The following is a 21948-nucleotide window of genomic DNA, read 5'->3' on the forward strand; positions in this document are numbered from 1 at the left end:
TTGGTTCATTATGATCAACAGATATTCTCCTAAACGAAGGTGGCGCTATGTATGACAATCTGAAAAGCCTGGGCATTAATAATCCCGACGATATTGATCGTTACAGCCTGCGTCAGGAGGCCAATAACGATATTCTGAAGATCTATTTCCGCAGAGACAAAGGCGAATTTTTTGCTAAAAGCGTGAAATTCAAATACCCACGTCAGCGCAAAACGATCGTGGCCGATAATGCGGGTCAGGGATATAAAGAAATTCATGAAATCAGCCCGAATCTGCGTTATGTCATTGATGAGCTGGATCAAATCTGTCAGCGCGATCAGGTCGAAGTGGATCTGAAACGTAAAATTCTTGATGACCTTCGTCACCTTGAATCCGTTGTGGCAAATAAAATTTCTGAGATTGAATCCGATCTGGAAAAACTAACTAACGGCCGCTGATTAATCACAATCCAAACCGCCATAAAGCAAAAAGGTCAGGTTTTAAACCTGACCTTTTTTATTACCTTGCGCTGCGCCTGACTGACTTATTTTCAGCAATAACTTATTTCAGCAGCTGGCCCCATTTTTCGGCCCACGGAATTGCCACGGTTTCCGGCTCAGCCGTTTCCATCGCGTCAACTTCCAGCATTTCGCCAATCCGGGAAGCGCCCTGCTCTTGCAATAAATCATCCAGCTTATGACCGCCGCCACAGAAATGATCGTAGCTGCTGTCGCCCAGCGCAATCATGCCATAACGAAGCTCTGGCTGATAACCGACGGTATCTCGAATCGCGGCATAAAGCGGCGCGATGCTGTCGGGCAAATCGCCCTGACCGGTCGTCGACGTCACCACCAGCACAAAATGATGGCGGTAATACTGCCAGGCTTCCAGTGTGCCTTCTTCAAACAGTTTGACGTCATGCCCCTCGCTTTTGAGCACGGTTTCCGCTTCTTCCGCTACCAGTAACGCATTGCCGTAAACCGTCCCGACAAAAATTCCGACTTCAGCCATGAGCTTCACTCCTGTATGATCTTAACGTCTTAAATTTGTGCACTATCCTGACCGTAAGCGGGGTCAAACTCAACCCTTTCAAGCCCGGGGACTTTTCCCTGCCAGCCGAACTGCTTCACGACATTTTGCCAGCGATGATCCCAGCGAGCCTGCAAGCTGAGCAACTCACCCGTCACCGGATGTGGCAGCTGCATATGGCTGGCATGGAGCATCAAACCGGAACAGCCGAAATGCTCGGTCATACCGCGATTCTGCTTTAAATCGCCGTGTGCGCTGTCGCCGATGATCGGATGACGTAAATGCGACATATGACGGCGAAGCTGATGCTTGCGACCGGTTTCCGGCATGAGTTCCACCAGACTGTATCGGGCTGTATTGTAACGCCCGACGGCGACCGGCATTTCTACCTGCGCGAGCGAACGGTAATGGGTCACTGCGGGTTGCGGCGCTTTATCCGGATTCGTAAACTTATCGGCAATTTTATCCAGTTCTTCTGTCAGCGCGTAATCAAGCGTTCCGTCTTCAGTGACATAGCCGCGAACCACGGCGTGGTACACCTTGCTCATCTGCTGATTTTCAAACTGCTGAGACAATAGCCGCGCCACATCGCTCGACAGCGCCAGCAGCAAAACGCCCGACGTCGGCTTATCCAGACGATGAACGGTAAAAACATGCTGACCAATCTGATCGCGTAATGTTTGCATCACAAACACTGTTTCATGTCGGTCCAGCCAACTGCGATGAACCAGCATACCCGCAGGTTTATTCACTGCGACCAGATGTTCGTCCTGATACAAAATTTCCAGCATGTTAGTCTTCTATATTGAGCAAGTCGTCGAGGCGTTGCAGCTGGTTCAGCAACAGAGCTGCTTCAGGCATCGCTTCTTCAAAATAGGGGGTGATGGCAAAACGGGTAGGCAGCGGGGCTTCAGCGGCCAGCAACGCGTACATGCGTGGGATCAAAACCCATTGCAACCACTGATCGGCGGACATGGTATCCACCGAAAATGGCTCTTTGCTTTCAAAAGCTTCTGGTTCCGGCGGCGTGGCATGCCATAGCTTATCGTTGCGCATCGCCTGTTCGATATCTTCTAAAATCTCGCGAACCTGTTTTTCTGTATTCATGGTTACTCTCTTCGTTCATGGCCCGGGCAGCTTCTGCCGGGGGCGCAAAGCATAACATTGAAGGCCGGATGCCCCAACCTTCTGCATCGTATCCAAATTATCAATCAATCTATAAGTTTTTCATGGTGGCGGTAAAAGCCCGATACGGGCAAACTACCGCCACTTTTTTCTTCACAGATGTGTCAACATGTCCTCACAACATCCGCAAAAAACACACGCTACGCCAGCCAAAGCCATGCTGGCTTCCGTCACGGGTTACGCCATGGACGGCTTCGATTTATTGATCCTTGGTTTCATGCTGCCCGCCATCGCCAGTGAATTCGGGTTAACGTCATCACAAAGTGGCTCGCTGGTCACCTGGACGCTGATTGGTGCCGTTCTCGGCGGCGTCATTTTCGGCCCGATAAGTGACCGCTTTGGCCGAATCCGCGTTCTGACGTTTACCATTCTGATGTTCTCCGTCTTCACCGGCCTGTGCGCTTTTGCACAAGGTTACTGGGATTTGCTCATTTACCGCACGCTGGCAGGCGTGGGCCTGGGCGGCGAATTTGGTATTGGTATGGCGTTAATTGCCGAGGCGTGGCCGGTTGAAAAACGTAACCGCGCATCGGCGTATGTCGGGATGGGCTGGCAGTTGGGCGTGTTACTTGCCGCCTTCCTGACACCGATGTTGCTCGGCATTATCGGCTGGCGCGGGATGTTCCTTGTAGGCCTGCTACCGGCGCTGGCTTCTTTCCTGATCCGCCGCACAATGGGCGAACCAGAAGCCTTCGTCAAAAACACGGCCACTGATAACAAGGGGTCGCTGCTGAGCCGCATCAGATTATTGTTTCGTGACAAAGCCACCACCAAAGCCAGCCTCGGCATTCTGATCCTCTGCTCCGTGCAGAATTTTGGCTATTACGGGCTGATGATCTGGATGCCCAGCTATCTGTCGAAAAACTTCGGTTTCTCCCTGACAAAATCCGGTTTATGGACTGCGGTAACGGTGGTGGGGATGACGTTTGGGATCTGGCTGTTCGGCGTATTGTCGGACCGTTTCCCGCGCTGGAAAATCTTCCTGATTTATCAGATTGGCGCGGTCATCATGGTAGTGTGTTACGCGCAGCTTTCTGACCCGACGCTGATGCTGTTTGCCGGCGCGGTGATGGGCATGTTCGTGAACGGGATGATTGGCGGCTACGGCGGACTGATTTCTGATTTGTATCCGGTACGCGTCAGGGCGACGGCACAGAATTTGCTGTTCAATCTGGGGCGCGGTGTGGGCGGTTTTGGCCCGCTGGTGATCGGCCTTCTGGTTTCGCAGGTTTCCTTTACCGCCGCCATTAGCCTGTTGGCCGCCATTTACCTGCTGGATATTTTCGCCACGCTTTTCCTGCTGCCTAAAAAGCAAGGGCAGGATGACGTGCTGGGTGCGATTGGCTGACAAGAACAGATGCTCCTGTTCAATCAGGAGCGTCTTATAACGCGTGGGTTTAAAGCGCATGAATTTGTAGCGGAAAAACAAAAAGTTGGGGGCACTGTTTTCACAGTGCCCCCGGTTCGTTTTATAGCAATCCAGCTACATTAGTGCTCCCTGCTCAATCCTTGAAAACTTTTCCTGCGGTTATCCTAACCGGCTGTCCTTCGCATCGTCCTACTTTCATCCTGACGGGCTATCCTAAGTCATCCTGACTATAATCCCTTGGTCATCTGTGACCCGCTCAGCTTCCTTTGTGAGCTCTCTTCTCCGTCCTGGAGGTGTCCCTGGTTTCGTCCTGAAACATCCTGGCATAATCCGATGCCGTCCTGACTCTTCCTGAGCCGTCCCCTGCTTTATGAATCAGCCATCATCCTGATGTTCTGTTTCATGCTTCCTTGGTGCACGACTAGAATCGTCGATTTCGACCTTTGGAGCAAGACAGTGTGTAAGCCAAAACCAGGGAATGTGAGCCGTCTTACAGGTGGAGAAAACATTATCCATTTGAAATAAAAGGGTTTATTAAATAAAGAGGGAGAGTAATTAAGTCAAATTAGCGAGATCTCTTACAGCCTTTGTGAGAGATCTCTCACATGCTTGTGAGCCATTAGAGCTCTGCGGGAATGGGGGGTTCAGAACAACATCAGGCGGGGTAAACAGCGGTCAGCATTGTAAGGAATTCTGGCAGCGAAGGCGAGAGTATCGTTCTTTTTTTGCTGCCGAACTGTTCCAGAACAACATTTCCGGTCACATTGCACAAAGAAACCATATCCAGCTCGGAATCCGTGGTGGCCAGAAAAACCGTCGGCGTCAGTTTCAGGCGTTTTTGTGTCACCAGATGGCCAATCAGATTCTCCTGCAAACGGGTAAAATCTTCAGGGCTCCAGACCTGAAGCAGGGTCATCGCATTACCCTGCCAGCTGGCCGTCATATCACCAGCGAACTGCGTGGTGTAAAACGCGTGTGCTTCCGGTCGCAACTGCAATTCCATCGCACGTTCCACATTTTCCAGCGTGGCCGCCGGGCTGAAAACCTGAGTCAGCCAGTAAACAACGTCATCATCGGTTTTCACCACACAAGGGGAATCGATGCCGAACAGCGCTTCGCTGGACGGCGGCATACCTGTCTCCTGCTGCCAGACATCGACATAACGCTGAGTAAATTCACGCAATGCTACAGATACTTCAGACTCCATAATTCTCTCATCTTCCGGTAAGGCTGGGTTAAACTGGTGGCTATTCCCTATTGTACCTATCTCTAAGCAAGGTGACAGCATGTCCTCTTATCAGGATAACCCCGCACTGGCGCAACTGACGCTGGGCAAAAGCACGGCTTACGTCGATCACTACGACGCTTCTTTATTACAGGCGGTTCCACGCAGCATGAACCGCGAACCGCTGGGCCTGTTCCCTGACAACCTGCCGTTCCAGGGCGCGGATATCTGGACGCTGTACGAACTGTCGTGGCTCAACGCCAAAGGGTTGCCACAGGTGGCCGTCGGTGAAATCAGCCTGAAAGCCGACAGCCAGAATCTGATCGAGTCCAAAAGCTTTAAGCTCTACCTCAACAGCTTCAACCAGACCGTGTTCCCGGACTGGCAGGCGGTACAGGAAACTTTAACGCGGGATTTAGGCGCCTGTGCTCAGGGCGACGTCACCGTCACCGTCAGCCGTTTGTCCGACATCGAAGGCTCGCCGGTCGGACACTTTGCAGGTATCTGCATTGACGACCAGGACATTGAAATCGACAGCTATGAATTCAGCACGGACTACCTTGCTGAATCCGCCGGTGAAGAAATTGTCGAAGAATCGCTGGTCAGCCACCTGCTGAAATCTAACTGCCTGATCACCCATCAGCCAGACTGGGGCTCCGTGCAAATCCAGTATCGCGGCCCGAAAATTGATCGCGAAGCGCTGCTGCGCTACCTGGTTTCATTCCGCCATCACAATGAATTCCATGAACAATGCGTCGAACGCATCTTTAATGACATCCTGCGTTTCTGTCAGCCAGAAAAGCTGGCCGTCTACGCCCGCTATACCCGACGCGGCGGTCTGGATATCAATCCGTGGAGATCTAACTTCCCGTTTGAACCTGCAACGGCGAGGCTTGTCAGACAATAATGCGGGGCATTGCTCAAGAACTGAGCTAACGCTCTGTCAGCATTGGTAAAAGCCTGATGACAAGGTTACTGTTAATTCAGAGAGAGATTCCGGGGACAGCGTATCCGGCGTTCTCTTTGCTATCAGGCTAGTGTTTTTGTTTGTCTTCCGCGATGCGACGCAAAAAACGTGATCCGAAAAATCATGCGTAGCGGGACTCAGCAGAAACATTCACAGCACCATTTGGTGTCAAGGAGCAACTTTGATTACACATATCAGCCCGTTGGGCTCAATGGATTTGTTGTCGCAGTTGGAAGTCGACATGCTCAAGCGAACCGCGAGCAGCGACTTATACCGTCTTTTCCGCAACTGTTCACTGGCCGTTCTCAACAGCGGCAGTCAGACTGACAGCAGTAAAGAACTCCTCGAACGTTTCGAAAGTTTTGATATCAACGTGCTGCGCAGAGAGCGCGGCGTGAAACTTGAACTGGTGAATCCACCGGAAGATGCCTTCGTCGATGGCCGGATAATCCGTTCATTGCAGGCTAACCTGTTCGCCGTCCTGCGCGACATCCTGTTCGTTAATGCCCAGATTTCCAGCAATTCGCGCTTTGAGAATTTCAACAGCGGGAATTCAGCCCATCTCACCAACATGGTGTTCTCTATTTTACGCAACGCCCGCGCGCTCCATCTGGATGAAGATCCGAACATGGTGGTGTGCTGGGGCGGTCATTCAATTAATGAAAACGAATACCAGTATGCCCGCAACGTCGGCAGCCAGCTGGGCTTGCGTGAACTGAACATTTGTACCGGCTGTGGTCCGGGTGCGATGGAAGCACCGATGAAAGGTGCGGCCGTCGGCCACGCGCAGCAGCGTTATAAAGCCGGTCGTTTTATCGGGATGACCGAGCCTTCTATCATCGCGGCTGAGCCACCGAATCCGCTGGTCAATGAACTGATCATTATGCCGGATATCGAAAAACGGCTGGAAGCTTTCGTGCGTATCGCTCACGGGATCATTATCTTCCCGGGCGGCGTAGGCACGGCGGAAGAACTGTTGTATCTGCTGGGTATTTTGATGGATCCGGAAAACAGCGATCAGGTTCTGCCACTGATCCTGACCGGGCCGAAAGAAAGCGCGGATTACTTCCTCGTTCTGGATGCCTTTATCAAAGACACGCTGGGCGAAGAAGCCGCTAAGTTCTACACCATCATCGTTGACGATCCGACCGAAGTCGCGCGTCAGATGAAACGCGCCATGCCGCTGGTGAAAGAAAACCGCCGAAACAGTGGGGATGCTTACAGCTTCAACTGGTCAATTCGTATTGCGCCGGACCTGCAACATCCGTTTGAGCCAAATCACGAAAACATGGCGAACCTGAATCTGTATCCGAACCAGCCACCACAGGAACTGGCCGCCGCACTGCGTCGCGCCTTCTCCGGGATTGTGGCCGGTAACGTGAAAGAATTCGGTATTCACGCTATCGAAAAGCACGGGCGTTTCAAGCTGCATGGCGACCCGGCATTGATGAAAAAAATGGACAGCCTGTTGCAAGGCTTTGTCGCACAGCACCGCATGAAATTGCCGGGCAGCGCGTACATTCCTTGTTATGAAATTTGCGCCTGACACCATTCAGGCTGCATTTCTGAAACAGTTCCCGGAGCGACGTAAGTCGCTCTGATTTTATGGATTTTGATGACTTGCTTATGGCAATACACCTGCTGATTATTGATGCCCTCAACCTGATCCGCCGCATTCACGCAGTCCAGGGTTCTCCTTGTCTTCTCACCTGCCAAAATGCTGCCAGACAACTCGTTCAGCATACACAGGCGACGCATGCCGTTGCGGTTTTCGATGAAGACGATCGCGCCGACAGCTGGCGTCATCAGTGTCTGCCGGATTACAAAGCCGGACGTTCCCCGATGCCGGACAACCTGTTTGCGGAGATGCCGGAACTGAAAGCGGGTTTTACCGCGATGGGCATCACCTGCTGGCATTCCGCCGGAAATGAGGCGGACGATCTGGCGGCCACACTGGCGGCAAAAGTCTCTTCCGGCGGGCATCAGGTCACGATTGTGTCAACGGACAAAGGTTACTGCCAGTTGCTGGCGCCGAACGTGCAAATCCGCGATTACTTCCAGAAACGCTGGCTGGACATGCCTTTCGTGCGCGAAACCTTTGGCGTTTTACCGCAGCAGCTTACCGATTACTGGGGGCTGGCGGGGATCAGCAGCAGTAAAATTCCGGGTGTGCCGGGAATTGGGCCGAAAACAGCGGTGACATTGCTGACGCAGACCGGTTCGCTGGACGAGCTTTACCAAAATCTGGAAGGTGTTCCGGAGAAATGGCGCAAAAAGCTGGAAGAACACCGCGAGCTGGCTTATGCCTGTAAACGGGTTTCCACGCTGCAAACCGATATCGCGCTGGATGGCAATTTACAGCAACTGCGCTTACCCTGAATTTTGCATTAAAAAAGGCGCTCTCCGAAGAGAAGCGCCTCATTAACAGACTGAATGTTCGAAAGTATCAGCGGTCCCGCTCGTCGCGACGCCCACCAATTGCCGACCAGAAACGGCGGATGTGCACGGTCACTTCTTCGCGGTCATGATAAAGCTGCTTGGCAAAGATCTCCGCGTTCACGCCGTTTTCCTTCAGGCGCTCATCAATGCGTTCAAGAATGTTAGACACTTCCTCATAACGCTTCTTCATCGGCAACTTCAGGTTGAAAATCGCCTCGCGACACCAGCCGTTCACCAGCCAGTCGCACATCAGCGCGGCTACTTTCGCCGGTTTTTCTACCATATCGCAAACCAGCCAGTAGTTTTTGGTACTGGTGGATTTGTAGCGGAAACCATCTTCACGTAAGTGGATGACCTGACCGGTTTCCATCAGGCTCGGTGCCATAGGGCCGTTATCAATCGCCGTCACCATCATGCTGCGCTGGGTCAGCTGATACGTCCAGCCGCCCGGGCACGCGCCCAGATCGACCGCATACATCCCGCTCGCCAGACGCTCATCCCACTCGTCGGCCGGAATAAACACGTGAAACGCTTCTTCCAGTTTCAACGTTGAACGGCTCGGCGCTTCGGACGGGAACTTCAGACGCGGAATACCCATGTAGAACGGGGAATTGTTATTGCTGTAGGAATAGCCTACATAGCAGCAACCTGGCGCGATAAAGAACACGTGAACGACCGGGCGCAGGGCATTTTCTTTCTTACCCAACACGCGGCACTCGCGCATCGCAGAACGCAGCGGAACAGTCAGCTTACGGCAGAACTTGGTCAGCTCTTTGCTTTCGTTGGTGTCAGGCACTTCAACGCGCAGTTCGCCACCGTTGGTAATGACGTTCTGCACCATACCGACGATCGGCGAAACGCGATCCTCCGGCGGTAAATCTTTCAGGAGTTCGCCAACGACAATCAGCTGACGGGCAAAAATCAGCTCGCGGAAAGGCAGATTTTTTGCAATACGGTCAGCGTCATCCGGCTGATAACATTCAAACAGCACATAACCGCTGTTTTCTTTTACGCGGGCAAAACCGAAGATTTCCATCTTCGCGGCTTTGTCGGTAATTTCTGCTGCGCATTCTTTTTCAAAACCCTGACGGCAGTAGAGAGCAACTTTATTCATGGCGTTCGGCCTTTTTCTTCAGGCGCAGTGCGCCGATCAACAACAAAATCCAACCGACCAGAAATAAGGTACCGCCAATCGGAGTTACAAAAACGAATAACCGGAGATGAGACAGCGCCAGGCAATAAAGGCTGCCGCTGAATAAAACGGTTCCCAGCGCTAAAAAGGCGCTGCTCCAGTAGAACCACACATTACGCTGGCGCTGCATCGCAACACCTAAAATCATCACCGCCAGCGTGTGAATACTTTGATACGTTAAGCCGGTATGGATCCATGCCATTTCCGCCTCGCCGAGCGACTGGCTCAGGACGTGTGCGCCGAATGCGCCAAAAGCGACATAAACAAAACCGCTGATCGCGGCAAAGATCAACATTGAACGACTGGTCATTATGCGTTACCTGTTATCGTTGTTTGCTGATAAAGCCGCGAATTATCAGCTTTGTCAGCCTGTTCAGGAAAACCTTCCCCAGACTCAGGCATCACGCCTGATCGAAACGAAAACGCAGTTTTTCCTGCTCGCTGGCAGCGCGGGCGAGGATCCACTGACGAAAGGCGGCTATTTTACCCAGTTCTGCCTGACTGTCATGACAAACCAGATAAAAAGCATTTTTACTGATTAAAACTTCACTGAACGGACACACGAGACGTCCGGCCTCAATTTCCGTCTGCGCCATCACATTATTCACCAGCGCAATTCCCTGCCCGTGAACCGCCGCCTGAACGACCATCGCACTGTGGCTGAAAATTGGCCCCTGCTGAACATTTACCTGCTGCAATCCCAGCTGTTTGGTGTAGGCCAGCCAGTCACGGCGCGAGGCATCGTGCAATAACGTGTGATGACTCAAATCTGCCGGTTCTTTCAGCGGATTATCGCTCATCAGCAAAGACGGAGAACAAACCGGGAGTAAATATTCGGCATATAAACGTTCTGCCCGCAGACCCGGCCAGTTGCCGCGCCCGTGGAAAATCGCCACGTCCACGTCATCGGATAATTTGTCCTCTTCGCGGTCCACAGCCTGGATACGCACATCAATGCCCGGATAAGCTGAGTTAAAGCCAGACAATCTCGGCACCAGCCATTGAATCGCAAAGCTTGGCGGCAAACTGACGGTCAGCGCGCCTTTCGCGCTGCGCGCCTGAAGTTTGCGTGTGGCCTCATTCAGGGCCGAGAATATTTCTTTGATATCCAGATAATAACTCTGCCCTTCTTCGGTCAGTAACAATGACCGGTTGCGCCGGCGAAACAGTTTTAGCCCTAAAAAGTCCTCAAGTGACTTAATCTGGTGGCTAACGGCAGCCTGTGTGACGAACAATTCCTCAGCCGCTTTAGTAAAACTAAGGTGGCGCGCTGCGGCATCAAACACCCGCAGAGAATTAAGAGGCGGTAAACGTTTTGACATAGAATGGATACTTCTTATTCGCCGGTAAGCGGAGCGCCTGTCCGTGGGTTTTGATATTAGTTTTTTTAATCCGAGACATTATAATTTGTCCGTTGAGGATGTACAGGCAAAAACCTATAGTGGCGCCACTTCCTGAGCCGGAACGAAAAGTAGATTGGTATGAGGATGCTGAAATACTTTTGGCTTGTGGTTGTGATGTTGTGTTTGCAATTGTCTGGCAATCCGGACACGTAGCTTGAATGCTACAAACTTTTCACTTCCTGTACATTACCCTGTCTGTCCAAAGTGATTTTTCAGCACCGCAATTTGCGGTGCTTTTTTTTGCCCAAATTTCACCGCAGGCCACGTTTTGTGCTGCGCATAATGTGACAAAACCGGCCACGTCGCAAGAGGGGCCGGTTTTGCCATAAAGCATCTGAGTGAGTGCCCGTCAGGGTCTCACCGGAGGGATCAGTTCCCTTCTGCCATTTCTTTGACTTCAGATTTATTGATCTGCTGCTTGTTGCCATACGCATCGGTATAACTGATCATACCGGTATCACTGTCGGTGCTTGGTTTGCCTTCAGCAACAATGGTCCGGCCATCGTTGGTGTGCATCACATAATTGCTTGAACAGGCGGCAAGTGTTGTTGTCAGCAGTGCGGCTGAAATTACGGCGGCGATCTTCTTCATCATAGACTCCTTGCAGATTAAAATGCTTTAAAATCCTGGGAAAACCCCAGGCTAATGCTTCTAGTCATCGTAATTCAGCATAACAAACCTCTGATAAATTTCCAGGTAACCATTCCTAAAATGAATAAGTGGCTTGTGTAACAGATAAATCTGTACTTTTTCATTCAGGCCGAAGGATCTGATTTCGTATGAAAGACTTTAAACCTGCTGATTTTCGTGAACAATTTCCCGCGCTGTCACAAGGGCAATGCTATCTCGACAGCGCTGCGACGGCGCTCCGGCCTCAGGCGGTAATTGACGCAACCCTGAATTTTTATACTCAGGAAGGCGCGACGGTTCACCGCAGCCAGCACCGCGCAGCGCAAACGCTGACAGAAGAATATGAGCAGGCCAGAACACGGGTTGCTCAGTGGATTAACGCGCCCCGCTCAGAAAATATTATCTGGACGCGCGGCACGACGGAGTCCGTCAATCTGGTTTCGCAAGGCTGGCTGCGCCCGCAATTACAACCGGGCGATGAGATTATTGTCAGCCAGGCTGAGCATCATGCAAACCTGATCCCGTGGCTGATTGTGGCGCAACAATGCCAGGCGCGCGTCGTCACGCTGCCTGTTGATGAGCAGGGTTTGCCGGATATCTCCGCTCTTCCGACCATTCTGAATTCCAAAAGCCGCCTGCTGGCATTGGGGCAGATGTCGAATGTCACCGGAGGGGTGCCGGATCTGGCACGCGCTGTCGAACTTGCCCATGCCAACGGAACGCCGGTCTTTATTGATGGTGCGCAGGGCGCAGTGCATTGTCCGGCTGACATGCAGGCTCTGGACATTGATTTCTATGCTTTCTCCGGCCACAAACTCTACGGCCCGACAGGCATTGGCGTGCTCTATGGCAAAACGGCGCTGCTGGAAAAGATGCAGCCGTGGCAAGGTGGCGGAAAAATGCTGACACAGGCATCGATGACCGGTTTTACGCCTCAGACCGTTCCGCATCGTTTCGAAGCTGGCACGCCGAATATTGCAGGCGTTATCGGCCTGTCAGCGGCGCTGAAATGGCTGGAAACTGTCGATATGCCAGCCGCCGAAATTTATGCACAGCACCTCACGACGCTCGCAGAGCAACAGCTTGCGGAACTTGCAGGTTTCCGTAGTTTCCGTTCGCAAAACTCATCGATTTTATCTTTTGATATCGCCGGTGTGCACCACAGCGATCTGGTGACACTGCTGGCCGAACAGGGGATCGCACTTCGCGCAGGACAGCATTGCGCGCAGCCGTTAATGGAGGCGATGGGCATCAGCGGAACATTGCGTGCCTCATTTGCACCGTATAATAACGAAAACGACGTGTCGCGGCTGGTCGCGGCGGTAAAATACGCCCTGACGCTGTTAGCAGATTAATTTACACCGAGGAAAGCCATGTTAGCCCCACACCCTTTCGGGCATGAAATCACTGAAACGTCCCTGACGGAAAAATTTGCTTCATTCCGTCAGTGGGAAGATCGCTACCGCCAGTTAATCCTGCTCGCGAAATCCCTGCCGCCGCTCGATGTTTCGCTCAAAACACCTGAAAATGAATTATCAGGCTGCGAAAACCGCGTCTGGCTGGGTGCCGAAAAGGCAGAAAACGGAACAATGCATTTCTATGGCGACAGCGAAGGACGGATCGTGAAAGGGTTGCTGGCCGTATTACTGACGGCCGTCGAAGGCAAAACGCCAGCGGAAATCCTGAAGCGGGATCCGCTGGCGCTGTTTGACGTATTAGGTTTGCGCGAACAACTGAGCACCAGCCGTTCCAGCGGGCTGAATGCGCTGGCAGAAGGCGTAACCGCCCTCGCCCGTCAGGCCGCCTGAGCCTGACGCTGAGCTTTCGCCATCATCTTTTTAAGGACATGGGAAACCGCGACAAAACCAAATGTTGCGGTAACCATGGTCGCCGCACCAAATCCGGAAGCACAATCCATACGTTTCGGCCCTTCCGCCGTCGCGCGTGAGGTACATACCGATCCATCCGCCTGCGGGTACATCAGCGGCTCGCTCGAAAATACACAATCAATGCCCAGCTTCCCTTTGCTGTTTTTCATGACATTAAAATCATTTTTCAGGCGTTCGCGCAGTTTCGCCGCCAGCGGATCCTGAATGGTTTTTGCCAGATCGACGACGGCAATTTGCGTCGGATCAATCTGCCCACCGGCACCGCCCGTTGTAACGACTGGGATTTTAAAGCGGCGGCAGTACGCCAGCAAAGCCGCCTTCGGACGCACGCTGTCGATAGCATCAATGACGTAGCTGAAACCTCTGTCGAGCATTTCAGCGACATTGTCGGGTGTAATGAAATCGTCGATGCAGGTCACATTGCACTCCGGATTAATCGCCAGAATACGCTGCGCCATAATCTCAGTCTTCGCCTGCCCGACGTTTTCCCGTAATGCATGAATCTGCCGGTTGGTATTCGTGACGCACACATCATCCATATCAATCAGCGTGATAGCGCCAATGCCGGTTCTCGCCAGCGCTTCCGCCGCCCAGGAACCGACACCGCCAATACCGATCACACAGACGTGCGCCTGCGAGAAAAGCTCCAGCGCCTGCTGACCATAAAGGCGAGCAGTACCGCCAAAGCGTTGCTGATAAGCGTCGGAGTATGTTGCTGTCATGAACGAAAAACCTCAGTGCGTCTGAAAACTTAATTTGATTGTGAATAAGCGGTGAACAGCGGTTTGCCGTTCTGCGCTGATTTTAACACCCAGACGCGGCCGTAGTGATTATAAAATCCTGCTGCATGCCCGGCATCTGTACCAATTCCCTGATACATATCGAAATGTTGTCCTTTGATGGCGCCACCTACGTCCAGCGCAACCATCAGACGCATATGATATTTACCGGTAAACTTACCTTTATCATTCAGTTCAGGCACTTCTGCCAGCAGCGTGGTGCCTGCCGGAATAAGCGAACGGTCGGAAGCCACCGAGGCTTTGGCAATCAGCGGAACACCGCTGGCACCGCGAACCGGCGCGAAAGGTTCAGGTTTAAAGAAGACAAATGACGGGTTTTGTTCCAGTAGTTCACGCACTTCAGCCGCAGAGTGAGTATCAGCCCACTGGCGAATGGCCTGCATCGACATATTTTCGCGCGCCACTTCGCCACGGTCGATGAGCACCTTGCCGATGCTGCGGTAGGCGTGACCATTTTTGCCCGCATAACCAAAGAACATATAAGGACGCCCGTCGCCGTAATCCACATAACCGCTGCCCTGCACTTCCATCATGAAGTTATCCATCAGGGAATTGGTCCAGGCGACCACGTAATTGTCACTTAGCGCACCGGAGTAAATAGAGGCGCGATCCGGCAGGCGACCGCGTTTTGGCGGCATCCGGTATAGCGGATACTGGAATTCGCCCTGACGGGTATAGCGCGCCTGCACAACGGGCGTGTAATAGCCGGTCAGCTGCACGTTACCAAAGTTATCGGCACCTTCCATCTGATAGGCGCTGAGGCCGTACTGGCTCAGGTTACGGGTGTCAGCCCCGGAGCGCAGCCATTGCTCCACGGCCTGAAACGTCGTGTTATTTCTCCCATATAAAGAGGAAGACGCGATTTGTACAGCAGCAACCTGATTTGAATAATCCAGCGCGTTGACCGGTTTTCCTGTGGCGTTCGGCTCATTCACGTATTCCAGCGCGTTGTCCAGACGGCCATCCTTATACTGCTGGCCCCGATCAGTCGGCCGCGAGGAACAGCCCGCCAACACTGCAATCAACAGACCACTCAGCAGATACTTACTCCAACGTCCTTTCATTGTTGCCGCGCTCTCTTACTTTCAGGGAAATGACTGGCGAAACGATAACAAACGGAATATCAGAAAGGAATTGCCACAGTATAAAAAAGTGTACTGAGCCAAATTGCCCCCCAAACGACGATTTTGTGAACAAAAACCCAGCAACTTGGTGCTTTATTTGAATAAATTCAAAAAAGGGTTGCACGAAATCTCATGGGGAGTATAGTTCGCCTCCATCGGACGCGGGGTGGAGCAGCCTGGTAGCTCGTCGGGCTCATAACCCGAAGGTCGTCGGTTCAAATCCGGCCCCCGCAACCAATTCGATTTCGATGTATGAAATGCTCAGTTGAATTGTTCGATGCAATAAAGCAGTATCACGGACGCGGGGTGGAGCAGCCTGGTAGCTCGTCGGGCTCATAACCCGAAGGTCGTCGGTTCAAATCCGGCCCCCGCAACCAATTCGGAACTGATGTACAATGATGTTCAGTTCGGATTCTGTGATGATGTAAAGCAGTACCAAGTAGTGACGGACGCGGGGTGGAGCAGCCTGGTAGCTCGTCGGGCTCATAACCCGAAGGTCGTCGGTTCAAATCCGGCCCCCGCAACCAACTACTTAAACAATGAATTGCATTAAACAATCAGCACCTTAAGGGGTGTTTTTTTGTATCCAAATTTCGGGTACAGCCCGGAACGGCTTCATATTTTCCACCATTCCCCTGCTTATTTCGCCCTTGCCGCCCCGCCTTCTGAAAACCAAACCTTAATTCCTGCCATAATCGATTCCGCGACCTGCTGCTGAAAATGGGCAGTCCTCAATTTTTTCTCTTCGTTGATATTACTGATGAAAGCCGTCTCCACCAGAATGGACGGAATGTCCGGCGCTTTCAGCACGGCAAAACCGGCCTGATCGACTTTGTTTTTGTGCAGATGATTAATCTTCCCCATGCGCGTCAGCACTTCTTTGCCAAATTTTAGGCTGTCGCCGATGGTTGCCGTCTGAACCAGATCGAACATCGTATGATCCAGATAACGATCGCCGCTTTTGCTGACGCCGCCAATCAGGTCAGATTCATTCTGGGTTTGCGCCAGAAAACGTGCAGCAGAACTGGTGGCGCCTTTGGTCGATAAGGCAAAAACGGACGAGCCTTTTGCAGCGCGGTTTGTAAACGCATCGGCATGAATAGAAATAAACAGATCTGCCCGCAATTTTCGCGCTTTCGCCACCCTGACCTTCAGCGGAATAAAGACATCTTCATTGCGGGTCATATGCGCTTTCATATTAGGTTCACGCGTAATCAGTTTTTGCAGACGGCGCGCGATTTGCAAAACCACATCCTTTTCACGCGTTTTGTATTTACCAATCGCACCCGGATCTTCACCACCGTGCCCCGGATCCAGCATAATGACCAGCGGCCTGCTTCGGCCGGCCTGACCGTCTTTGGCCGTTTCAGGCGGCAGCGTTCTCGCCACATCGCCGCGATTGTAATCTTCCAGTAATGCCAGCAGCGGATCATCTTCCGCACTCACGGCACCGTCTTCCGGATACAAATCGACGACCAGACGGTTGTGGAATTCGGCGACCGGCCTGAGAGTAAACACATGAGGATTGATGGCCCGCTTGAGTTCAAGCACCATGCGCACCGTTTTGGTATCAAACTGCCCCACCCGCGCCTGGCGGATATAAGGGTCACTTTGCTGGACCTTTTCTCCCAGCCCTTTCAGAACGCTGTTAAGGTGAACACCTTCAATATCGACGACCACACGCGGCGGGTCGCTCAGCAGAAATTGCTTATATTTTAGTGGCGTACTGGATTCGAGCGTAATGCGGGTGTACGTGGAAGAAGGCCAGATGCGTACTGCAATAACCTGTGAGCTGGCAGCGAACCCCACTTTGCTCACACTCAGCATCCAGGAAGCCGCTACAGTTTGAAGAAGTCGTCGTCGTCCGGGATTGTGGTTATCGTCAGTCATGCAGTCTCAAAAGTATCTAAAAGTAAGAAATTGCTGATAAAAAACTCAGTTTATGGATTCTAACGAATCGTATCCTGCATGTCATTCCTAAACATTTATTCGATTAATCAATTTGTTGTAGGTTTGTAATGGGTGTTAAAACAAAAACAACGATTTCTTACTTGCCACACGCCGACAAAAGAATAAAAATACAAAAATTACGAATAAAAATTCATACGAGGTTTTGCCGTGAAGGAACGTAGTACAGAACTGGTTCAGGGATTTCGCCACACAGTTCCCTATATTAATGCGCACCGTGGCAAAACGTTCGTGGTCATGCTCGGTGGGGAAGCCATAGAACATGAGAATTTTAGCAATATTGTCAATGATATCGGGCTGTTACACAGTTTAGGCATTCGTCTGGTGGTGGTTTATGGTGCACGCCCGCAGATTGATGAGAACCTTTCTGAGCACAATTACGAGCCGATTTATCACAAAAACATCCGCGTGACCGACGCCCGGGCGCTCGAACTGGTGAAGCAGGCAGCGGGTTTGTTGCAGCTTGATATCACCGCGCGGCTTTCCATGAGTCTGAATAATACGCCACTGCAGGGCGCGCATATCAACGTGGTCAGCGGGAACTTTATCATTGCTCAGCCGCTGGGCGTCGATGACGGTATCGATTACTGCCACAGTGGCCGTATCCGCCGTATTGATGAAGAAGCGATTCATCGCCAGCTCGACAGTAACGCTATTGTGCTGCTCGGCCCGGTAGCGGTTTCCGTCACGGGCGAAAGCTTCAATCTGACGTCAGAAGAAGTCGCGACACAGCTGGCAATCAAACTGAAAGCCGAGAAAATGATCGGCTTCTGTTCTTCTCAGGGCGTCATCAACGATGAAGGGAATATTATCTCTGAGTTGTTCCCTAACGAAGCGCAGGAACGTATCGACCTGATGGAATCGGGTGGAGATTATCTTTCCGGCACCGTCAGGTTCCTGCGTGGGGCAGTGAAAGCCTGCCGCAGCGGCGTTCGTCGCAGCCACCTGATCAGTTATCAGGAAGACGGCGCGCTGGTTCAGGAACTCTTCTCACGTGACGGTATTGGTACGCAAATCGTTATGGAAAGCGCCGAGCAGGTTCGCCGCGCCACCATTAACGATATCGGAGGTATTCTTGAGCTGATCCGCCCGCTTGAGCAACAAGGCATTCTGGTTCGCCGCTCACGCGAGCAGCTCGAAATGGAAATTGATAAATTCACCATTATCGAACGCGATAACCTGACCATTGCCTGCGCCGCGCTTTACCCGTTCCACGATGAAGGAATTGGCGAAATGGCCTGCGTGGCGGTTCATCCCGATTACCGCAGTTCTTCACGCGGTGAAATGCTACTGCAACGCGTCGCCAGCCAGGCCAAGCAAATGGGTCTGAACCGGTTATTTGTTCTGACGACCCGCAGTATTCACTGGTTCCAGGAGCGTGGTTTCAAACCTGCGGAAGTTGACGTCCTGCCGATTCAGAAACAGGAAATGTACAACTACCAGCGCAGGTCTAAGATCCTGATTTCAGATCTCTGAAAATCAGAACCCATTATTCTGAGCATAAAAAAGGACGCTTTCGCGTCCTTTTGCTTTTACTGAAGTCTGGAAGTTCTATTTGCTGGTCTGCGATTTCAGAGCCTGCTGCAAGGTTGACGTATCCGGCCAGGTTTTGAAGCCTTCCGGCGCAGCATACTGCGGCGTTTTACTGTCGTTGCCGGAAACCTGAGACAGCATCGCCAGACCATCTTGCGCAATTACAGCCTGATGGAAATAGTCAGCCAGCTGAGTCTGTGTCAATCCGGCAATCACACGGATCACATTAGCCCGGGTATCAAACTGAGCATTTCCACGGCTGAAGTCATTGCCCAGACGATCGGCTTCTTCATCCAGCGTTTGCGGACGTTGCTGCATCTCATTCACCAGTCCCTGCTTATATTGCAGGAATTCATCATCTTTCATTTCCCGCAAACGCTTTTCAGCCTGCGGATAAAATGCCAGATAGCGCTGATAGAGATAGTCAGGTTGTTTGCTGTTACTTTGCAGCAGGAAGCCGATACCCCATTGTTTACCCACCGGGATCGGGAAGGCAAATACCGCGTATCCCAGCTGTTCCTGCGTACGCAGCTGGCTGTAGAACCACGGCTGAATAATCTGACCCAGCAGCGCACTGTAGCCCATACTCTGAACTTCGTCATAACCGCGTGGCACATACACCGCCGCCAGTGCAGAATCTGTACTGGTGCCGGTACGCTGGACATTGGCCTTCATCGGCTCAGACACTTCAGCCTGCTTTCCGCGCCACCATTCGGTCCCGTGCGCGCCCAGCTTTTGCATAATCTGCTGTGACATCGCCCTGACCTGATCGGCGGTCATATTCCCCACCACCATCACTTCGACGGCGGCGTGGTGAATCAGCTGTTCACGGTAATTATTCACGTCATCAAGCGTAATCTGCGCGACTAACTTTTCACGCTCGGCGCGTTCGGTATACGGCACACGGGAAAGCAGTTGGATCGGCTGTAACGCCAGTTCGAAAGCTTTGCCTTTATCGGCTGAAGATAGGCGTTCCAGATACCAGGATTTCGCCTGATCCAGCTGTTCCTGCGTCGGCTTAAAGTTCGGATAGTTATCCACTAATGCCGCCAGCAAATCAGGCAGACATTCAGTAAAGCCGGTGGCGGTAAATTGCAGGCCATTATCCGGAGACGTCCCGAACGTAATGCCGCCGATGGACGCCTGATAGCTCAGCTGATCAAACGCGACACCGGTGAGATAATCCGTCAGGCCGTACAACACCTGATTTTTTGCCGAACTCAGTGCCTCTTCATTACGGAAAGACACCGTGACATTGGCTTTCGGTTCATCGGCGAAGTACCTGCTCGGCATATAGAAGACACGCAGCCCTTTATCTTCCACCAGCAACTCAGGTTTGGCCGCCTTCGAGTCTTTCGTCACCAGCGCCAGAGAATCGGGAATATAGGGATTCAGTGCTGGCAGCGACAACGTGATGCCCTGCGCCAGCGTTTTCCATTTTTCAAAAGTTTGCGGCGGCACTTTATCGACTTCGTAAGGTGCCTCCATAAAGTAAGCCATTTTGTTGTGCGGCTCATTCGGGCTGATGATCCAGTAGCGTGCATTTTGCGGCGTCATTTCATCCAGACGTGATGCGATTGCTTTGGGATCGTACTGATCGGTCAGATACGGCGAATCGAGCACATGTTCAACCGGAACACGTAGCATGGTATCCACCAGCCACTCCACATAATCCATATCGCGGGTTAACGCGGGATACCGGAAATCAAGCGCCATGACGTGAGCAATTTCGTCAAAATAAGACTTCTTAATACCCTGTGTCCGCATTTCGTTGAGATAACTGAAAATCGCGGCGATCACTGTGTCGCGCCGGGCAAGACCTTTATCCGTCAGGGAAACAGAGATATTAAATACCCCCATATTCCGGTTAACCATCGGGTCTGCTCCGGCGCTGATCCCGTCTGCATAACCTTGTTTCTGCAACCAGTCTGACAGCGTATTTGGGCTGCGGTTACCAATCAGATAGCTGATATAGGTATCTGTTTTACTGCGAAAATCTGCGCTGTTGTTGTCGATGGCAAATTCAATACGCAATTCTTTGCGTGGCTGCGCGGGAACAAAATGGATGAATTCACCTTTTTGCTCTGTCGTCACCGTCGGTACGGTAATCGGCGGCACAACGGCATGATGGTTAGTGATCTTTCCGAAAGTATTGGCAGCCAAATCTGCCAGCTCCGGCAATGGTTTATTGCTGTAGATAACTCCTACCAGCAGATTGGCAGAATAATAGCGGTGATAGAACGCGGTGAGCTGATCGTGAAGTTTGCTACCCGGTTTATCTTTTAACGTATCGAGATTACCACCGGAATAACGGGCCGCCGGGTGTTCAGGGTTTAACGTTTCGGCCCGAACCTGCGCCATACGCATCCCGTCACGCGAACGCGCCATGGTCAGTTCGGCATTTACCGCATTACGCTCACGGTCACCGTTAGCCGGGTCCAGCAATGGCTCACCGATGGCGTCCGAAAGGCGATCCACGGCTTCAGGCAAAGCATCATTTTCAACTTCCAGATAAAAGGCCGTACGGTAAGAAGCGGTGCTGCCGTTATGGCTGCCGCCATGTTTTTTAAGGAACTCGGAGAGGCTTTCAGGCTGAGGATACTTTTTCGATCCCATCAGAAGCATGTGTTCGGTGTAATGGGCAAGGCCAAGCTGGGAATCAGGGTCTTCCAGCGAACCCACGGGAATAGCCAGCGCAGCAAGTGACTTGGGCGCCTGAGGGTCAGAAACCAGCAATACCGTCATATCATTATCAAGCTTGATCGCCTGATACAGACGGGGGTCGTTCTGACTTTTATTAATAGCTTGTGCATAAGGCTGCCAGTTGGCGGCGCTTGCGACTCCAGGGGCCCAAAAGGTCAATAACAACAGTAACCCGGAAATTCGGGTAACCTGTTTCAACATTGCCACTCTCCCTCAATCGAGTAAATATGCCCGCGGGCACTAAAAATAAACAGTTCAACAACTGATGGATCTCAACCTGCTGTTTTCTGCTATCAGGACTGTTCAGACCCCGCAGACGCAGGATAGTTGTCAAAAAAATCGAACCGGGATGAGCAGTCAGGAGCTCCGTCACATTTTGTTCCCGAACCGGACGTTTCCTCCAGGGGAAAATCACCCTGTTAAACCACTCTAAGCTGTTAGCCCGTCATTGCAAGCGGCTTGAGGGTATTTTCCCGACTTATTCTGAACCCATTCTGCTGCCATTTAGCCATC

General features: G+C 52.0%; 20 protein-coding genes and 3 tRNA genes. 11 read left to right on the top strand and 12 right to left on the bottom strand.

What is annotated here, in order from left to right:
• The first annotated feature begins 47 nt into the window (after positions 1-47).
• On the top strand, positions 48-437 hold the full coding sequence (locus tag J1782_RS15300) for a DUF3461 family protein (protein WP_013574189.1): 390 nt from the start codon (positions 48-50) through the stop codon (positions 435-437).
• Positions 438-540: 103 nt separating this feature from the next.
• On the opposite strand, the gene J1782_RS15305 is transcribed toward J1782_RS15300, so the two are convergent.
• Genes J1782_RS15305 through J1782_RS15315 form a run of 3 tightly spaced genes read right to left on the bottom strand, consistent with a single transcriptional unit; the run spans position 541 to position 2115 of the window.
• Positions 541-990 (bottom strand): flavodoxin, encoded by a 450-nt coding sequence (locus J1782_RS15305; RefSeq protein WP_217153461.1) that lies wholly within the window; start codon positions 988-990, stop codon positions 541-543.
• Between the two features lie 29 nt (positions 991-1019).
• Positions 1020-1799, bottom strand: coding sequence for a tRNA pseudouridine(65) synthase TruC (truC, locus tag J1782_RS15310; protein WP_152326518.1), 780 nt, complete (start codon positions 1797-1799; stop codon positions 1020-1022).
• 1 nt (position 1800) lies between these two features.
• Positions 1801-2115 (bottom strand): YqcC family protein, encoded by a 315-nt coding sequence (locus J1782_RS15315; RefSeq protein ID WP_152326517.1) that lies wholly within the window; start codon positions 2113-2115, stop codon positions 1801-1803.
• Positions 2116-2302: 187 nt separating this feature from the next.
• Here J1782_RS15315 and J1782_RS15320 point away from each other — a divergent pair, with 187 nt between their 5' ends.
• The gene (locus J1782_RS15320; RefSeq protein WP_152326516.1) at positions 2303-3541 is read left to right on the top strand and encodes an MFS transporter; all 1239 of its coding nucleotides are present in this window, start codon (positions 2303-2305) and stop codon (positions 3539-3541) included.
• A gap of 676 nt (positions 3542-4217) precedes the next feature.
• Here J1782_RS15320 and syd read toward each other — a convergent pair.
• Complete coding sequence (gene syd, locus J1782_RS15325; protein ID WP_217153462.1) at positions 4218-4769, bottom strand: SecY-interacting protein; 552 nt, start codon at positions 4767-4769, stop codon at positions 4218-4220.
• Between the two features lie 79 nt (positions 4770-4848).
• On the opposite strand from syd, the gene queF reads away from it, so the two are divergent.
• From queF to xni, 3 genes are all read left to right on the top strand, one after another.
• The gene (gene queF, locus J1782_RS15330) at positions 4849-5694 is read left to right on the top strand and encodes an NADPH-dependent 7-cyano-7-deazaguanine reductase QueF (protein WP_208951099.1); all 846 of its coding nucleotides are present in this window, start codon (positions 4849-4851) and stop codon (positions 5692-5694) included.
• 241 nt (positions 5695-5935) lie between these two features.
• Positions 5936-7300, top strand: a complete 1365-nt coding sequence (gene ppnN, locus J1782_RS15335; RefSeq protein ID WP_152326513.1) for a nucleotide 5'-monophosphate nucleosidase PpnN — start codon at positions 5936-5938, stop codon at positions 7298-7300.
• 80 nt (positions 7301-7380) lie between these two features.
• Positions 7381-8133, top strand: coding sequence for a flap endonuclease Xni (xni, locus tag J1782_RS15340; RefSeq protein WP_165061761.1), 753 nt, complete (start codon positions 7381-7383; stop codon positions 8131-8133).
• 67 nt (positions 8134-8200) lie between these two features.
• Here xni and rlmM read toward each other — a convergent pair whose 3' ends face one another.
• From rlmM to J1782_RS15360, 4 genes are all read right to left on the bottom strand, one after another.
• The gene (gene rlmM, locus J1782_RS15345) at positions 8201-9307 is read right to left on the bottom strand and encodes a 23S rRNA (cytidine(2498)-2'-O)-methyltransferase RlmM (protein ID WP_101079232.1); all 1107 of its coding nucleotides are present in this window, start codon (positions 9305-9307) and stop codon (positions 8201-8203) included.
• Positions 9300-9695 carry a DUF423 domain-containing protein gene (locus tag J1782_RS15350; protein WP_152326511.1) on the bottom strand — a complete coding sequence of 132 codons (396 nt, stop codon included), beginning with the start codon at positions 9693-9695 and terminating at the stop codon, positions 9300-9302. The genes rlmM and J1782_RS15350 overlap by 8 nt, the downstream gene beginning before the upstream one ends.
• 91 nt (positions 9696-9786) lie before the next feature.
• Positions 9787-10707, bottom strand: a complete 921-nt coding sequence (locus J1782_RS15355; protein WP_152326510.1) for a transcriptional regulator GcvA — start codon at positions 10705-10707, stop codon at positions 9787-9789.
• 450 nt (positions 10708-11157) lie between these two features.
• Positions 11158-11379, bottom strand: a complete 222-nt coding sequence (locus J1782_RS15360) for a YgdI/YgdR family lipoprotein (RefSeq protein ID WP_104924609.1) — start codon at positions 11377-11379, stop codon at positions 11158-11160.
• 188 nt (positions 11380-11567) lie between these two features.
• Here J1782_RS15360 and csdA point away from each other — a divergent pair, with 188 nt between their 5' ends.
• Complete coding sequence (csdA, locus tag J1782_RS15365) at positions 11568-12773, top strand: cysteine desulfurase CsdA (RefSeq protein ID WP_217153463.1); 1206 nt, start codon at positions 11568-11570, stop codon at positions 12771-12773.
• Between the two features lie 18 nt (positions 12774-12791).
• Positions 12792-13226, top strand: a complete 435-nt coding sequence (csdE, locus tag J1782_RS15370; RefSeq protein WP_208951097.1) for a cysteine desulfurase sulfur acceptor subunit CsdE — start codon at positions 12792-12794, stop codon at positions 13224-13226.
• Here csdE and tcdA read toward each other — a convergent pair.
• Together tcdA and mltA are read right to left on the bottom strand one after the other, a co-directional pair.
• The gene (tcdA, locus tag J1782_RS15375; protein WP_152326507.1) at positions 13214-14029 is read right to left on the bottom strand and encodes a tRNA cyclic N6-threonylcarbamoyladenosine(37) synthase TcdA; all 816 of its coding nucleotides are present in this window, start codon (positions 14027-14029) and stop codon (positions 13214-13216) included. The genes csdE and tcdA overlap by 13 nt on opposite strands.
• 29 nt (positions 14030-14058) lie before the next feature.
• Positions 14059-15171 carry a murein transglycosylase A gene (gene mltA, locus J1782_RS15380; protein WP_165061757.1) on the bottom strand — a complete coding sequence of 371 codons (1113 nt, stop codon included), beginning with the start codon at positions 15169-15171 and terminating at the stop codon, positions 14059-14061.
• A 220-nt stretch (positions 15172-15391) separates the two neighbouring features.
• Here mltA and J1782_RS15385 point away from each other — a divergent pair.
• The 3 genes from J1782_RS15385 (at position 15392) to J1782_RS15395 (ending at position 15758) form a co-directional block, all read left to right on the top strand.
• Positions 15392-15468, top strand: a tRNA-Met gene (locus tag J1782_RS15385).
• Positions 15469-15531: 63 nt separating this feature from the next.
• A tRNA-Met gene (locus tag J1782_RS15390) sits at positions 15532-15608 on the top strand.
• 73 nt (positions 15609-15681) lie between these two features.
• Positions 15682-15758, top strand: a tRNA-Met gene (locus J1782_RS15395).
• Positions 15759-15870: 112 nt separating this feature from the next.
• On the opposite strand, the gene amiC is transcribed toward J1782_RS15395, so the two are convergent.
• Complete coding sequence (gene amiC, locus J1782_RS15400) at positions 15871-17121, bottom strand: N-acetylmuramoyl-L-alanine amidase AmiC (protein WP_152325441.1); 1251 nt, start codon at positions 17119-17121, stop codon at positions 15871-15873.
• A 228-nt stretch (positions 17122-17349) separates the two neighbouring features.
• Here amiC and argA point away from each other — a divergent pair, with 228 nt between their 5' ends.
• Positions 17350-18675, top strand: a complete 1326-nt coding sequence (gene argA / locus J1782_RS15405) for an amino-acid N-acetyltransferase (RefSeq protein ID WP_152325440.1) — start codon at positions 17350-17352, stop codon at positions 18673-18675.
• A gap of 75 nt (positions 18676-18750) precedes the next feature.
• Here the strand turns inward: argA and ptrA are convergent, their stop codons facing one another.
• Positions 18751-21636: a pitrilysin gene (gene ptrA, locus J1782_RS15410; protein ID WP_217153464.1), complete on the bottom strand. Its 2886-nt coding sequence runs from the start codon at positions 21634-21636 to the stop codon at positions 18751-18753.
• Positions 21637-21948: the final 312 nt, after the last annotated feature.

The organism is Rahnella sp. BCC 1045, from assembly GCF_019049615.1.
Classification (GTDB): Bacteria; Pseudomonadota; Gammaproteobacteria; order Enterobacterales; family Enterobacteriaceae; genus Rahnella; species Rahnella contaminans.

What these genes read in the sequence shown, in the direction of transcription:
- J1782_RS15300 (WP_013574189.1), top strand. Translation starts at nt 48, where the DNA reads ATGTATGACAATCTGAAAAGCCTGGGCATTAATAATCCCGACGATATT.
- J1782_RS15305 (WP_217153461.1), bottom strand. Translation starts at nt 990, where the DNA reads ATGGCTGAAGTCGGAATTTTTGTCGGGACGGTTTACGGCAATGCGTTA.
- truC (WP_152326518.1), bottom strand. Translation starts at nt 1,799, where the DNA reads ATGCTGGAAATTTTGTATCAGGACGAACATCTGGTCGCAGTGAATAAA.
- J1782_RS15315 (WP_152326517.1), bottom strand. Translation starts at nt 2,115, where the DNA reads ATGAATACAGAAAAACAGGTTCGCGAGATTTTAGAAGATATCGAACAG.
- J1782_RS15320 (WP_152326516.1), top strand. Translation starts at nt 2,303, where the DNA reads ATGTCCTCACAACATCCGCAAAAAACACACGCTACGCCAGCCAAAGCC.
- syd (WP_217153462.1), bottom strand. Translation starts at nt 4,769, where the DNA reads ATGGAGTCTGAAGTATCTGTAGCATTGCGTGAATTTACTCAGCGTTAT.
- queF (WP_208951099.1), top strand. Translation starts at nt 4,849, where the DNA reads ATGTCCTCTTATCAGGATAACCCCGCACTGGCGCAACTGACGCTGGGC.
- xni (WP_165061761.1), top strand. Translation starts at nt 7,381, where the DNA reads ATGGCAATACACCTGCTGATTATTGATGCCCTCAACCTGATCCGCCGC.
- rlmM (WP_101079232.1), bottom strand. Translation starts at nt 9,307, where the DNA reads ATGAATAAAGTTGCTCTCTACTGCCGTCAGGGTTTTGAAAAAGAATGC.
- J1782_RS15350 (WP_152326511.1), bottom strand. Translation starts at nt 9,695, where the DNA reads ATGACCAGTCGTTCAATGTTGATCTTTGCCGCGATCAGCGGTTTTGTT.
- J1782_RS15355 (WP_152326510.1), bottom strand. Translation starts at nt 10,707, where the DNA reads ATGTCAAAACGTTTACCGCCTCTTAATTCTCTGCGGGTGTTTGATGCC.
- J1782_RS15360 (WP_104924609.1), bottom strand. Translation starts at nt 11,379, where the DNA reads ATGAAGAAGATCGCCGCCGTAATTTCAGCCGCACTGCTGACAACAACA.
- csdA (WP_217153463.1), top strand. Translation starts at nt 11,568, where the DNA reads ATGAAAGACTTTAAACCTGCTGATTTTCGTGAACAATTTCCCGCGCTG.
- csdE (WP_208951097.1), top strand. Translation starts at nt 12,792, where the DNA reads ATGTTAGCCCCACACCCTTTCGGGCATGAAATCACTGAAACGTCCCTG.
- tcdA (WP_152326507.1), bottom strand. Translation starts at nt 14,029, where the DNA reads ATGACAGCAACATACTCCGACGCTTATCAGCAACGCTTTGGCGGTACT.
- mltA (WP_165061757.1), bottom strand. Translation starts at nt 15,171, where the DNA reads ATGAAAGGACGTTGGAGTAAGTATCTGCTGAGTGGTCTGTTGATTGCA.
- amiC (WP_152325441.1), bottom strand. Translation starts at nt 17,121, where the DNA reads ATGACTGACGATAACCACAATCCCGGACGACGACGACTTCTTCAAACT.
- ptrA (WP_217153464.1), bottom strand. Translation starts at nt 21,636, where the DNA reads ATGTTGAAACAGGTTACCCGAATTTCCGGGTTACTGTTGTTATTGACC.